Source organism: Streptomyces speibonae (genome assembly GCF_984686075.1).
In genome coordinates this window covers 4287656-4300707 of record NZ_OZ480260.1, presented here as the reverse complement: position 1 = coordinate 4300707, position 13052 = coordinate 4287656, and the positions used below count along the sequence as shown (strand labels likewise).

The 13052-nt window shown below is 75.1% G+C and carries 13 protein-coding genes; 6 read left to right on the top strand and 7 right to left on the bottom strand.

The features are described from left to right. Positions 1-3: 3 nt before the first annotated feature. The 6 genes from AC5L3C_RS19445 to AC5L3C_RS19420 all read right to left on the bottom strand — a co-directional run bounded on the left by AC5L3C_RS19445 (position 4) and on the right by AC5L3C_RS19420 (position 7953). A complete protein-coding gene (locus AC5L3C_RS19445; RefSeq protein WP_493650081.1) occupies positions 4-531 on the bottom strand; it encodes a hypothetical protein in 528 nt (175 codons plus the stop codon). 218 nt (positions 532-749) lie between these two features. Continuing rightward, on the bottom strand, positions 750-2549 hold the full coding sequence (locus AC5L3C_RS19440; protein ID WP_493650080.1) for a copper resistance CopC/CopD family protein: 1800 nt from the start codon (positions 2547-2549) through the stop codon (positions 750-752). 869 nt (positions 2550-3418) lie between these two features. Next, positions 3419-4192, bottom strand: coding sequence for an SDR family NAD(P)-dependent oxidoreductase (locus AC5L3C_RS19435; protein WP_493650079.1), 774 nt, complete (start codon positions 4190-4192; stop codon positions 3419-3421). Continuing rightward, complete coding sequence (locus AC5L3C_RS19430) at positions 4189-4668, bottom strand: cupin domain-containing protein (RefSeq protein ID WP_493650078.1); 480 nt, start codon at positions 4666-4668, stop codon at positions 4189-4191. The genes AC5L3C_RS19435 and AC5L3C_RS19430 overlap by 4 nt, the downstream gene beginning before the upstream one ends. Beyond that, a complete protein-coding gene (locus AC5L3C_RS19425; protein ID WP_493650077.1) occupies positions 4665-5273 on the bottom strand; it encodes a GNAT family N-acetyltransferase in 609 nt (202 codons plus the stop codon). The genes AC5L3C_RS19430 and AC5L3C_RS19425 overlap by 4 nt, the downstream gene beginning before the upstream one ends. Further along, positions 5266-7953: a penicillin acylase family protein gene (locus AC5L3C_RS19420; protein WP_493650076.1), complete on the bottom strand. Its 2688-nt coding sequence runs from the start codon at positions 7951-7953 to the stop codon at positions 5266-5268. The genes AC5L3C_RS19425 and AC5L3C_RS19420 overlap by 8 nt, the downstream gene beginning before the upstream one ends. 76 nt (positions 7954-8029) lie before the next feature. Here AC5L3C_RS19420 and AC5L3C_RS19415 point away from each other — a divergent pair, with 76 nt between their 5' ends. From AC5L3C_RS19415 to AC5L3C_RS19400, 4 genes are all read left to right on the top strand, one after another. Beyond that, a complete protein-coding gene (locus tag AC5L3C_RS19415; RefSeq protein WP_493650075.1) occupies positions 8030-8752 on the top strand; it encodes a siderophore-interacting protein in 723 nt (240 codons plus the stop codon). 409 nt (positions 8753-9161) lie between these two features. Then, complete coding sequence (locus AC5L3C_RS19410) at positions 9162-9764, top strand: HhH-GPD-type base excision DNA repair protein (protein WP_493650074.1); 603 nt, start codon at positions 9162-9164, stop codon at positions 9762-9764. Between the two features lie 190 nt (positions 9765-9954). Then, positions 9955-10251 (top strand): type II toxin-antitoxin system VapB family antitoxin, encoded by a 297-nt coding sequence (locus AC5L3C_RS19405; RefSeq protein ID WP_004943146.1) that lies wholly within the window; start codon positions 9955-9957, stop codon positions 10249-10251. Between the two features lie 213 nt (positions 10252-10464). Then, positions 10465-11079: a LytR C-terminal domain-containing protein gene (locus AC5L3C_RS19400; RefSeq protein WP_493653940.1), complete on the top strand. Its 615-nt coding sequence runs from the start codon at positions 10465-10467 to the stop codon at positions 11077-11079. 40 nt (positions 11080-11119) lie between these two features. On the opposite strand, the gene upp is transcribed toward AC5L3C_RS19400, so the two are convergent. Beyond that, positions 11120-11755 (bottom strand): uracil phosphoribosyltransferase, encoded by a 636-nt coding sequence (gene upp, locus AC5L3C_RS19395; protein WP_125505472.1) that lies wholly within the window; start codon positions 11753-11755, stop codon positions 11120-11122. 165 nt (positions 11756-11920) lie between these two features. Here upp and AC5L3C_RS19390 point away from each other — a divergent pair, with 165 nt between their 5' ends. Both AC5L3C_RS19390 and AC5L3C_RS19385 read left to right on the top strand, forming a co-directional pair. Beyond that, positions 11921-12160 (top strand): hypothetical protein, encoded by a 240-nt coding sequence (locus AC5L3C_RS19390; RefSeq protein WP_125505471.1) that lies wholly within the window; start codon positions 11921-11923, stop codon positions 12158-12160. A 303-nt stretch (positions 12161-12463) separates the two neighbouring features. After that, on the top strand, positions 12464-13003 hold the full coding sequence (locus tag AC5L3C_RS19385) for a tRNA adenosine deaminase-associated protein (protein ID WP_125510253.1): 540 nt from the start codon (positions 12464-12466) through the stop codon (positions 13001-13003). The last annotated feature ends 49 nt before the right edge of the window (positions 13004-13052 follow it).

Genomic DNA, 13052 nt, shown 5'->3' with positions numbered 1-13052 from the left:
GGGTCACTCGCGGAGCCGGGCCGGCCGGTGGGGCGGCGTCGTGGTGAGGGGGACGGCCGGGCGGCGGGCCGGGCGCCGGGCGCATTCGAAGCGGCTGGGGAAGGGGTACTTGCGTTCCAGGAAGGCGTGCAGGGCGGTCCGCGCCCGCGCCCTGTCCGCCGGGGCGGTGTCCACGTCGTTGAGGCAGAAGAAGTCGGCCGCGGGTGCGGGGCACCGACGCCGGGCAGCGGTCTGCCGATGAACACCGGCCGTCCCGCGTGCAGCGTCTCCAGGGCGGCGAGGAGACGGTCCCGGTCGACGGCGTTCACACCGACGGTGTGACGGATGCGCGAGGCCGGCACCAGGAAGTACGGGATGCCCTCCCGCTCGAGTGCGGCGACCACCAGACCGAGGTGGGACGCGGCTGCCTCCGCCGCGCCGAACCGGGTCACGACCCGCCCGTACAGCGCCTGGCCGCGGACCGTCACCGGGCGGAACGCCGGGTCCGCGGCCGCGGCTCTGCGACGGCGCCGCAGGGTGCGCAGCCGCCACAGTCTCTCGGCCGTCTTCCGCTCGGCCCGCCGCCCCACCCGCCGGACGAAGGTACGCATGGTCATGTTGCTGAGCCCCTCTTCATGGACGCCCCGAACACCCCTGCGTTAGCCAGACATGCGCCCGTCACGGAAGGTTGTAGAAGAGTTGCCGGTGAATTCACCAACTGAGCTTGTTGATCAGTGCAGTTGATGTTGCTGCCACGCGACTGAGGGCGATCAGCGGGTGATCCGCACCTGCCGGGTCTCGGTGATCTGGTCCAGTTCGGAGACCCGGATCGTCAGCTTCATCGTCCACGTGCCCGCGAGGGGGAGGTTGAGGTCGCTGGTGGCCCAGTAGCCGCCGCGGTCGGTCACCTTCGCGTCGATCGGGCCGATGTCCTTGGCGGCGAGGGTGAAGGAGATCCTGACCTCCGGGACGAAGGTCAGGGCGCCCTTGGGGCCGAAGACGACGGCCTGGAGTCCGTTCTCGCCGACCCGGCCCGGGTCCATCGTGATCTGCACCGTGCCCTTGCCGCCGGGCGTGCCGACGTCGTAGGGGACGGTGAACGCCTCCGCCCCGGGCAGCCCGGCCACCTGCGGCCGGGGCGCCTCGGCGGCCTCCGCCTCCGCGCGGGCGGGAAGGGTGCCGGTGAGCACCGAGGTGATCAGCAGGACGACGACACCGACGAGCACCTCGGCCAGCACGGAGCGGCGCAGGGCACGGCGGTAGTGATCGGCGGTCGGTGCGGGCGGCTCCGGCGGTGTGCCGGGCGCGTCCGTCCCCGTTTCTCCCGGTCCCCGCCCGGGGGTGGCCGTACCGGACGCGCCCACCAGTTCGGGCACCCGTGCCTCCGACGTCGCCGGGGTGTGTGCCGCCGCCCGGCGCACGAGCAGCGCGGTCCAGCGGCGCGACAGGCCCGCCGCCAGCAGCAGGAAGACGGTCGCGGCGAGTTTGGCCGTCAGGGTCCGGCCGTACGCGGTGTCCGTGAGGGCGGCCCAGGAGCCCAGGCCGCGCCAGGACTGGTAGACGCCGGTCACCACGAGGACGGTGACGGAGAGGAAGGCCAGGCGGGAGAAGCGGGTGATGGTGGCGGGCGGGGGCGGGGTCTTCGCGCGGTACAGGGTGAGGAGGAGTGCGGTCAGGCCGCCGAGCCAGCAGGCCATCGCCAGCAGGTGGAGGACGGACGACGTCATCGCCAGCGGGACCTGGATCCCGGCGGAGGCGTGCTCGGCGGCGGCCCAGGTGAGGGCGAGCGCGACGGACACGGCGGCGCCGGTCGCCAGGCGGGTGCGGGGGCCCCGGCGGCGGACGAGCGGCACGAGGACCGCCGCGGTCAGCAGGAGCAGGGCGAGCCGGGTCAGCAGGGCCAGGCCCGGGCGGCCGGTGAGGGCGTCGGAGAACGCGGCGAGGTCGAGGGCGGTGGCGGGTGCCGTGCCCTTCTCGTAGGGGGCGCGCAGGACGAGCAGCGCGGACGTGGCCGTGACGAGGGTCCACCAGCCGGTGAGCAGCGCCGGCCGCAGTGGGGCGGTGTCCGGTGGACGGCACAGCCCGGCGAAGGCCGCGGCGCCGATGAGGAGGGCGGCGGCGATGTACGCGAGGTAGCGGCCGGTGTCGTAGAGGCTCTTGGTGACGGGGTGCTCGGCGTGGTCCGCGGGCGCGGCGGGCGGGTGGGGGGAGGGCGCACCGATGGAGAAGGTGAAGGCTCCGGAGACGGGGTGGCTGTCGGCGGATATCACCCGCCAGGCCACCGTGTAGGTGCCGTCCTCGAGGCCGCGGGGCAGGGCGGCGCGGGCGGTGTCGGAGGCGCCGTCCGCGTGCTGCGGCTCGCCCAGGTCGACGCGGCGGTTGTCGGGGCTGTAGACGCGGAAGGAGTCGTCGAGCAGGCCGACGGACTCGGTGAAGGTCAGGGTGATGTCTCGCGGGGCGGACTCGACGACGCTGTTGTCCTTGGGGTCGCTGTCCCGGAGGGCGGCGTGGGCGCTTGCGGGGGCGGCGCTGCCGAGGAGGAGCAGGACCAGCACGGTGCCCAGCAGCACCAGCCCTTGAAGTCGCCGGGTTCCGCAGCGGGCTGCGGCCCCTCTCGGTCCGCCATCGCCCGCCGCCTCGCTCCGCCGTCGCTCCACGTCGTACCCGCCTCCCGGCCATCCGGCTACGGGTTACGTACGGATGGCGGGGCCGTACTGCTCACCGGCGCCCGGGGCGGAGTCGGCGGGAGCTTGCCGAGGGGAGGGAGATCCACGCCCGGGGGACGGTCAGGTCACCGACGGGCCGGAACCCGCTCCCGGCGCGGCCGCGTACCGGGCCGCCCGGCCCCCCTTGCACGGGTGCACACCGATCGAGCCCGCTCCCGCCAGGCCGACGACCGGCCGACCGGCGTCCGCCGCGACCCGCCGCCCGGCACGCCGCGTCCGCCCATCCGGGACGCGGACGGCAGACAGACAGCCGGAGGTGCCCCGGCCGCCCACGGCGAGGGGCGGCCCCGCCCTCCCGGCGCGCACCACCCGGCAGCACGAACACCACACATCTCCCAGGAGCGACCGGTGCCCGACCGGCCCCACGCCCGCCCGGGCGCCCCCGGCACAGACGGCCACGCCCGCTCAGCGCGCAGCACTCCCGGACGGGCCACTGCCCGGCCGGCCCTCCCACGCCCCCGGCACAGACGGCCACGCCCGCTCGGCGCGCAGCACTCCCGGACGGGCCACTGCCCGGCCGGCCCTCCCACGCCCCCGGCACAGACGGCCACGCCCGCTCGGCGCGCAGCACTCCCGGACGGGCCACTGCCCGGCCGGCCCTCCCACGCCCCCGGCACCCCCGGGCGCCCGGCCTCCGTGGGTGCGGCACCACGCGGGCCCCCGACGGTCGAGGTCCGCGCGCCCGCCCACGGCCGAGGGGCGGCCCCGCGTGGTCACCAGGTCGGGTTGGTGGACGCGCCGCCGTCCACGAGGAGGTCGTGGCCCGTGATCCAGGATGCGAGGCCCGAGGCCAGGAACACGCACGCGTCACCGACGTCCTCCGCGCGGCCGAGGCGGCCCAGGGCGGACGCCTCCCGCCAGCGGCGTACGCCCTCCGGCCAGGCCTCGTCGAGGCCCTCCCGTTCGATCAGGCCGGGCGAGACGGTGTTGACGCGCACGCCCCACGGCCCGTACTCCGCGGCCGCCGCGCGGGCGTGCATCACCACGGCCGCCTTGGCGGCGCTGTAGTGGGCGTGCCCGGGTGCCGGGCTGCGGGCCTCGACGGAGGCGATGTGGGTGACGGAGCCGCCGCCGTCCTGGTCGCGCATGTGCCGTGCCGCCGCCTGGGTGCAGGCGAAGACGCCGGTGAGGTCGGTGTCCACGACCGTGCGCCACTCGGCCGCGGTCATCCCGGCGAGCGGCCGGACGGGCTGGATGCCGGCGTTGTTGACCAGCGCGGTCAGCCGGCCGCCGCCCCACTCGGCCGCGTCGGCCACCACGCGGTGGCAGGCGTCCTCGTCGGTGAGGTCCGCGCGGAGCACGACGGCCGTGCCGCCCGCCTCCCGGATGCGTTCGGCCGTCTCCCGCGCGGGCGCCACCGAGGTGCGGCAGTGCAGCGCGACGGCCGCGCCCTCCTCGGCGAACCGCAGCGCGATGCCCCGGCCGATGCCGCCGCCCGCGCCGGTGACGAGGGCGACCTGGCCCCGGAGCAGTCCCCCGCCGCTCACGGGCGGCACAGCTCCGCGATGAGCGCCGCCCGGTCGGGATGGCGAGCCGTCAGTTCCGCCGCGTCGCCGTGGTCGTAGCCGTCGAAGGTGAACCCGGGCGCCATCGTGCAGCCGAAGAACGTCCAGGAGCCGCCCGCCGCCACCCGCGCGCCCATCCAGGTGCCGGCGGGGACGGTGAGCTGGACGTGCTGGCCGGCGAGGACGTCCGGGCCGAGGACGGGGGTGCGGGAGGTGCCGTCGGGGGCGAGGAGGAGCATCTGGAGCGGGTCGCCGAGGTAGAAGTGCCAGATCTCGTCCGTGGGCAGCCGGTGCAGGGCGGAATGGTCGCCGGGCGCGTCGGTGAGCAGGGCGACGATGGCGGTGCCCTCGGGCCGGCCGTCGGGGCGTTCGGGACCTGCCCAGGTCTGCCGGAACCGCCCGCCCTCGCGGGGCAGCGGCTCCAGACCGTAGTGGGCGACGAGGTCGTCGGGGGTCACTCGCGGAAGGCTACCTCGCGGGTGAGGAAGGCGAGTTGCGCCTTCTTCTCCGGGAGGTGCACGTCGGGCAGGTCGACCTCCGGGAGGACGACCGCGGGACCGGCGGTGAAGCCCTGCTTCAGGAAGCGGGCGATCGCCTTCTCGTTGGCCACGTCCGGGTCGACCACCACCCGCCCGCGGTCCAGCACCACCAGGATGTACGTGGCGATCGCGGCGACCAGCCCGCCCGTCCAGCCGGAACGGGCGCCCTCCGGAGCGGCGGGGGCGAGGAGCAGGTGGACGCCGATGTCGCCGGGTTCGACGGGGTAGACCTCGCCGACGCGGTCGGCGTGCGGTTCATACGTCTGGAGCAGCGCGGCCGGGGTGCCGTCCTTGAGGACGAGATACGCGTGGTGGGTGTCGAGGGTGTCCATGTGGGCGTAGATCTCGGCGACCCGCTGCTCACAGAGGCCGTTCATGCCCCAGAAGGCGGCGCGTTCCTCGCTCACCCAGCGGTGCAGCAGGGGCGCGTCGGCGGCGGGGTCCAGCCGCACAATGCGTACGGAGCCGAAGCCGTCGACCTCCTGTTCGTGGACGGCGGTGCGGGAGGCGTACGGGTCAGACATCGGTCTCCTTCGTCAGCCGCGCCCAGTCGGTGAGGACCGGGGCCAGGTCGCCGGCGAGCCAGAGGGCCTGCTGGTCGCGGTGGTGGGGTGAGCCGGGCACGCCGCAGGCGCCGAGCGGCACCACCCAGCGGCTGTCCTCGCGCCGGGCCAGGTCCCAGACGTAGCGGGCGGCCGGGCCGCGCGCGGCGCGGTCGGTGAGGCCGGGCACGGGGGAGGTGCACAGCACGCAGTCGTGGTCGCCGGACAGGCCGGGTTCCTCCTGCGGCGTCTGCGGTGGCAGGGCCCGCCAGGGGGCGAGTCGGTGGGTGTCGCCCCAGGTGCCGGCGGGCGGCCGGGCGGCGACTTCCTCGAGCGCGGCGCGGACGGCGGCCGGGCGGTCGATGCCGTACAGCTCGTCGGCGGTGAGGAGGTGTTCGAGGGCGTGGCCGACGCGCGGGACGAGCGCGAGCCAGGGCCGGAACACCTCGGGGTACGGGGGTGGCGCGGCCGTCGCCGCGAAGGCGGGGTCCGCCGCGAGCCGGCGTACGAGCGCGCTGCGGACGGCGGCGAAGGCGGCCGCGTCGGCGCTGTCGGCGTCCATGTGCCGGTTCCAGCGCAGCAGGCGGTCGCGCAGGGCGGCGGCGGGCTCGGTGAGGGTCCCGGGGGCGAGGGCGGCCAGGTGGTCCAGGAGGGGAGCGGCGGAGGCGAGGTGGGTGTCCATGTGGATGGCGGACATGTCGGCGGCGGACCAGCGCGTCCGCTGCGCCAGCAGGGTGGCGATGCGGTCGGCGCGGTGCGGCGGGGCGAACTCGACGCCGAGGGGGGCGGAGGGGCCGCGCTGGTTCGCCATCACGGCGACACCGTCGGTGAGTCCGTCGCGCGGGGGCGCGTGCCAGCCCCGCCACTCGTGACCCGGTTCCCACGCGGGGACCAGGCGGGTCCCGTTGGCCTCCGCGCGGAGGGGGACCCGGCCGGCCACCCGGTGCAGGGTGCCGCCGTCGGTGTCGGCGGCGAGGACGACGTTGACGGGTTCGGCCCACAGGTCAACGGCCCGGTCGACGTCGGCGGTGCTGCGGGCCCGCAGCAGCGGCAGCAGGGCGCCGAAGCCGAGGTCGCCGGTGATCCGGGGCGGGTAGCGGAGGGCGACGGCGAGCGGGGGTTCGCCGGGCTCGGGGACACCGTCGTCCAGGCCCTCGGGGCCGCCGATGACGACGGGGCCCCGGTCGGTCTCGATGACCTCCACCTCGACCGGGTCCTCGCCCGCCACCTCGACGGTCTCGGTGTGCCGGGCGGCCCGCCGCCATGTCCCGTCCGGGCCGAGCGCCTCCACACCGGCACCGGTGCGGCGCAGCCGTTCGCGGTAGAGGTCCTGGTAGTCGGCCATGGCGTTGGTGATGGCCCAGGCGACCGTGCCGGTGTGCCCGAAGTGGGCGACACCGGGGATGCCGGGCACGGCGAGGCCGACGACGTCGAACTCCGGGCAGGACAGGCGGATCTGCTGGTAGACGCCCGGGTCCTCGATGAAGCGGTGCGGGTCGCCGGCGATCACGGCCTGTCCGGTGACCGTGCGCTCCCCGGCGACCAGCCAGCCGTTGCTGCCGGAGGTGCCCGGGCCGTCGGCGGCGAACAGGCCGACGGCGTCGGGGCCGAGGTGCGTACGGACGTGCTCGCGCCAGAGCTTGGCGGGAAACCCGGCGAAGAGGATGTGCGTGGCCAGCCACACGGCGAACGGCGTCCACACCTCCCACCGCCCGGGTACGACCCCGGCCCGCACGAACTCGGACGCGGCACCCGTGCCGTCGGCGGAACCGCCCAGGCTCCCCGGCCCGGCAGACCCCGCGTCACCCGCGGGACCACCACCCCGCACCCTGGCCTCCCCGGCGGGCGAGACCCCCGGACCACCAGCGGCCCCCTGCGCCCCCGCACCGGACCGCACCCCCGCCTCACCCCGGAGACCGCCACCCCGCCCAGCGGCCGGCACCCCGGCCTCCCCGGCGGGCGAGGCCCCCCGCCCGCCTCCCGAACCACCGGCGGCCCCCGGCGCCCCCGCCTCCCCGCCGACCGCCGGCCCGGCAGACCCCGCGTCACCCCGGAGACCGCCACCCCCGGCGGGCGAGGACCCGCGTCCGCCTCCCTGACCAACGTCGGGACCCTGCGCCCCCGCCTCCCCTGCGGACGCCGGGCCCCACCCGGTACCACTCCCCGCGGAACCCGCGTCCCCCGCGGACGCCGGCCCACGACCGGCACCGTCCGCCGCCTCAGCGGCCGGGTCGCCCTCACCCGCCCGTGACCCGGCCTCCCCCGCAAGCCCGGCCGGCCCTCCGACGGACGCGCCCGCCCCGGTCCGCGTGACCGTCTCCCCGGCCGCGCGGGTCCCGGGCCGGAGGGACGCCAGGCCCTCGTTGACCCCGGTCACGTACGCCCGGATCCACTCCGCCGTCTCCGGGTCGCGCCGTTCCAGCTCGGCGTAGCAGCGGCGGGCCGTGTCGGGCAGGCGGGCGCGGCGGACGAAGCGGTCCCAGGGGAGGGCGTCGGGGCCCAGGAAGGAGGCCGAGGTGCCCTGCGCGCGATGGCGTTCGACCTCGAGCTGCCAGGCCCGGTCGAGGGCGGTGACCCGGCCCTGGACGCGCGCGAGTTCGTTCACGCCGTCGGCACGCAGATGCGGGATGCCCCAGGGGTCCCGGAAGATCTCGCCGGTCACTGTGCCCTCATTTCACTTTAGGTTAGGCTTCCCTAAGTAAACCGTGGCGGAATCGTACGCGAAGGGTGAAGAGGCGATGGGTCAGGGGCGGGGTTGGGAGGGCGCGGTCCTCAAGTTGCTGCGCGCCAAGGACTTCACGTTCACCGTGACGGACAGCGAGGACGTCACCGCCGGCTACCGGCGGGTGCACTTCACCGACGGCGGGCTGCTGACGGCGACCGGTGTCCATCCCACCATGTGGGTGCGGCTGTGGTTCGACAACGCGGGCAAGCCGCATCAGCGCGCCTACACCCTGGTCGACCCGGACACCGCCGCCGGCACGTTCAGCCTGGAGTTCGCGCTGCACGAGGGGTGCGCCAGCGACTGGGCGCGGGCGGCGAAGCCCGGGGACACCATCGAGGCGACCGTGCAGGGCACCGGCTTCGAGAACCCCGACCCCGCGCCCTCCCACGTCCTCGTGGTCGGCGACCCGGCCTCCCTCCCGGCCATCAACTCCCTGCTCGGCACCCTGGGCTCCGCACCGGCGACGATCTGGTTCGAGGGCACCCTCGACGGACTGCCCTGCCGCGCCGAACCCGGCCGGCACGAGGTGCGCGAGGTGCCCCGGCAGCGGGCGGGCGCGGAGCTCGTCGACCGGGTGCGGGCCGAACTGCCAAAGGCGCTGCGGGCCGGCCCCGACCCGTACGTGTGGATCGCCTGCGACACCACGACCACCCGGGCGCTCTCGGCGTTCGTACGCAAGGAACTCGGCGTGCCCAAGCAGCGGCTGCACGCGCTGGGGTACTGGCGCGCGGCCTGAGCCCGGACACGCTCCCCCGGGGCAAGGACGCCCTTCTTCACCTCCCGGGGCCCCGGCGCCGACGCCCCGCCGGGCCGCACGTGGAAGGCGCGGTCCCGGCCCGTGCCCTGTTCCACATCGGCCCGATGCCGTCCGGCCCGCCGACGGCCGAGGAGCACCCCTCCTCCCACGTGGCCAACGCCTGGCGCGAGGTGATCGGGCCCTACCCGGCCGAGGTGTCGGCGTCGGGGGAGCCCGCCCTCGGGTCGCCTCGCTGGAGGCCTGTGGTGGAGCGTGAGCTACGACTGGCCACGTCAGCGCGGCTACGAGTGGCAGCGGGACAACGTGCCGCGGACCCTCCTCGGCCGCTGTCGGCAGACCCGCCGGCCCGCGACGGGCGGCCCGGGCCCGGACGCGCGATCATCGGGGCATGGACGTCACTCTTCACCTCGCCCAGGACCCCGACGCCGACGCCCTGCTGGGCCGCAGCCCGCTCGCCGCGCTGACCGGGATGCTGCTGGACCAGCAGATCCCGATGGAGTGGGCGTTCAAGGGCCCGGCGACGATCGCCGAGCGGCTCGGCGCGGACGATCTGGACGCGCACGAGATCGCCGCGTACGAACCCGACGCCTTCGCGGCGCTGCTCTCCGAGAAGCCCGCCGTGCACCGCTACCCGGGCTCCATGGCGGGCCGCATCCAGCAGCTGTGCCAGTACCTGGTCGAGCACTACGACGGCGACGCCGAGGCCGTCTGGCGGGGCGTGGACGACGGCAAGGAGCTGCTGAAGCGGTTGCAGGACCTGCCGGGGTTCGGCAAGCAGAAGGCGCAGATCTTCCTCGCTCTGCTCGGCAAGCAGCTCGGTGTCCGGCCCGCCGGCTGGCGGGAGGCCGCGGGCGCCTACGGCGAGGACGAGGCGTTCCGCTCCGTCGCCGACATCACCGGGCCGGAGTCGCTGGCCAAGGTGCGGGCGCACAAGCAGGAGCTGAAGGCCGCGGCCAAGGCGGCCAAGGCGGCGAAGAAGCCCGGCGCGTAGCCCGAACCCTTTCGGGGGAATCGGTCACCGCACGCACGCGATCGGGCCCGGAACACCTCGCGGGCGTCGCCGTGCGGCGGACACGCCGCGCCGGTGAAGACCCTTTCCACCCGGTTTCACACACCTTTTCCGGCGTCGCACTGCGTCGCCATGGCTGCGCCCGGAACGTCTTGACCGGTAGGCTTTCCGTGTGATCTTCAAGCGCATCGGAAACGGCCGGCCGTACCCCGACCACGGCCGGGAAAGCACCCGGCAGTGGGCGGACGTCGCGCCACGCCCGGTTCGCCTCGATCAGCTCGTGACGACCAAGCAGCAGCTCGATCTCGAGACCCTGCTCGCCGAGGACTCGACCTTCTACGGCGACCTCTTCGCGCACGTCGTGAAGTGGCAGGGCGATCTCTACCTGGAGGACGGACTGCACCGCGCCGTGCGGGCGGCCCTCCAGCAGCGCCAGGTTTTGCACGCGCGCGTGCTCGAGCTGGACTGAGGGCCGCGGGCCGCAGACCGGGGCACCCGCGGAGCCGGTCCGCCCCATACCCGTTCAGGACCCGTTCCGCCTGCCCCGGCGCCCGTTCGGAAGCCCTTCCGCGGCCGGTTTGGCCCTTTCGGGGCGGACTGCACCCAGTCGAATGATCATCTGGTAGGCACGGACGCCCGGGCGCACTACGCTGCGCTCATGAGCATGCTCACTCCACCCGGCATGGGCGGCCAGTACCGGATCACCGGCGACAGGTACCCGCGAATGCGCCGGCCCCGCCGGCGCGGGAGGATCATCGCGCTGACCGTCGCCTCCGTCGTCGTCCTCGGCGCCGGCGGCTGGGGCACCCTGCAGCTCATCGACGTGTTCACCGGCGGCGGCGACTCCGCGTCCGCGGCGGGCACCAAGGCCGCGTGCGCCACCGACGCGACCCCCGCGGCGGCCCCCAAGGCACTCCCCGTGCCCGGCACGATCACGGTCAACGTCCTCAACGCCACCACCCGCAGCGGGCTGGCCCAGAAGACGGCCGACGAGCTGAAGAAGCGCGGCTTCAAGATCGGCGATGTCGCCAACGCGCCCGAGGAGTACGACAAGAAGGTCAAGGGCACCGGCGTACTGCTCGGCCCGTCCTCCGCCCTCGACACGGCGCTGCCGGTGCTCGGTACCCAGCTCCCCGGCGCCGAACGCCGCACCGACCCCGCCCGCAAGGGCGGCGAGCTCGACCTCATCATCGGCGACGGGTTCCGGGAGCTGGCGAAGAAGGCGGACGCCGACCGGGCGCTGACCGCACTGGCCCACCCGGATCCGACGCCCGCCTCGAAGAAGAAGAACTGCTGAACGCGCGGCAGAACCGCTGCCGGGCGCCCAGCGCGAGGAACTACTCGGCCGCCCCGTACATCCGGTCCCCCGCGTCGCCGAGGCCCGGCACGATGTAGCCGTGCTCGTTGAGCCGCTCGTCGACCGACGCCGTCACGACCGTCACCGGCGTTCCGGCCAGCTCCCGCTCCATGACCTCGACGCCCTCGGGCGCGGCCAGCAGCACCACGGCGGTCACGTCGTCCGCGCCGCGCTTGATCAGCTCCTGGATCGCCGCCACCAGCGTGCCGCCGGTGGCGAGCATCGGGTCCAGGACGTAGACCTGACGCCCGGAGAGGTCCTCCGGCATCCGCGTGGCGTACGTCGAGGCCTGCAGCGTCTCCTCGTTGCGGATCATGCCGAGGAAGCCCACCTCGGCGGTCGGCAGCAGCCGGACCATGCCGTCCAGCATGCCGAGACCGGCCCGCAGGATCGGCACCACCAGCGGACGAGGGTGGGAGAGCTTGACGCCCGTGGTCCGCTCGACCGGGGTCCGGATGTCGACCTGCTCGGTGCGCACGTCGCGCGTGGCCTCGTAGGCGAGCAGGGTGACCAGCTCGTCGGCGAGACGGCGGAAGGTCGCGGAGTCGGTGCGCTCATCGCGCAGCGTGGTGAGCTTGTGGGCGACCAGGGGGTGGTCGACGACGTGGAGACGCATGCCGTCAACAGTAGCCGGGCTCCCCGGCCCCGGCGCCAGGAGCCGGGCCCCGGGACCCCGGCATCCGCGCGCACGGCAAGCGCTCGGGGTCCCCGCCACCCGTTCGCTGGCGTCAAACCACCCGTCCGGGGGAAAGTGGGAGGGACGGACTGGGGTGATGAACCGATGCCTGAGCAGGAAGAGCGGGACGATCCGTCGCTGCGCGAGACACCCGGCCCGGCCGCGAACGGGACCGGCCCCGCGGCCGGTGCCGCGGCCGAGCCGGAGGCCGAGCGACGACGGCGCCGCGCCCGGTTCCTGCGCGAACTCGCCGAGGCCCGCGCACTGCGCGAGCGGGTCCAGCCGCGCCGCGCCAAGGCCGCCCGGCTGCGGCACGCGATGCGCATGCGCACCTTCCGCTGGTAGACGTCACCACCCGGGTCCGCCCGGCCACGCCGCCCGAGTGCCGCACGAGTGCCGCACGGGCGCGGCGGGCGGCGCCGCGTACGATCCGCACGTGGCGGCAATCGGCCCGCCGGTGAGCCCTTCGGGGGCGCACACGGCGAACTGCGATCGAAACTGGCGGACACAGGCAGCGGAAGGCATCCCCCGACGGCCTTGTTTCTGCCACGATTCCCCATGGACGGGGCTCGGCACACCGACCTCGTCCGCACACCTCCGCCGGGGGGATTCCCAACCGGCACGCCTATGACCAGTGGGAGAGTCACGGTGTACTTCGCCGCACTGCTCGCGCGCACCGAAGACGGGTGGGAAGCGAGCGACACGGAGCTCGACGATGTGGAAACCCTGTCGGATCTGGCCGACCTGGCCCGGGAAGCCTCTCCCGACGAGGACACGGTGCTCGTGCTGATCGAGCAGGAGGACGGCTGGTTCGGCGTCGTCCGGGTGGACGGCGAGGAGGACCCCCGGGTCTACGTCTCCGACGCCGCCGCGGCCGCCCGCAGCAGCTACGGCGAGATCCTCCTCACCGACGAACTGCTCGGCCGTGAGCCCGGGGACGACGGCACGGACCTGGACGCCCTCGACCTCGACGGCACCGAGGACGGCGAACCGGACGACGAGGACGCCGACGACGGCGCCGCGTCGGCCGGCTCCGCCGACGCCGTGCCGCACGGACCGGTCGGTGACGCGCAGGTCCTGGAGGACCTGGGCGTGAGCGAGAAGGAACTGCGTTCGATGACCGGGGACGCCGTCAACGAGATCGCCGAGTCCCTGGGCGCCTCGGAGGTCCTGGAGACCGTCCGCTGACCGTGCCGTCCTCCACCACCGCCGCGTCCGGGCCCCCGGACCCGGTACG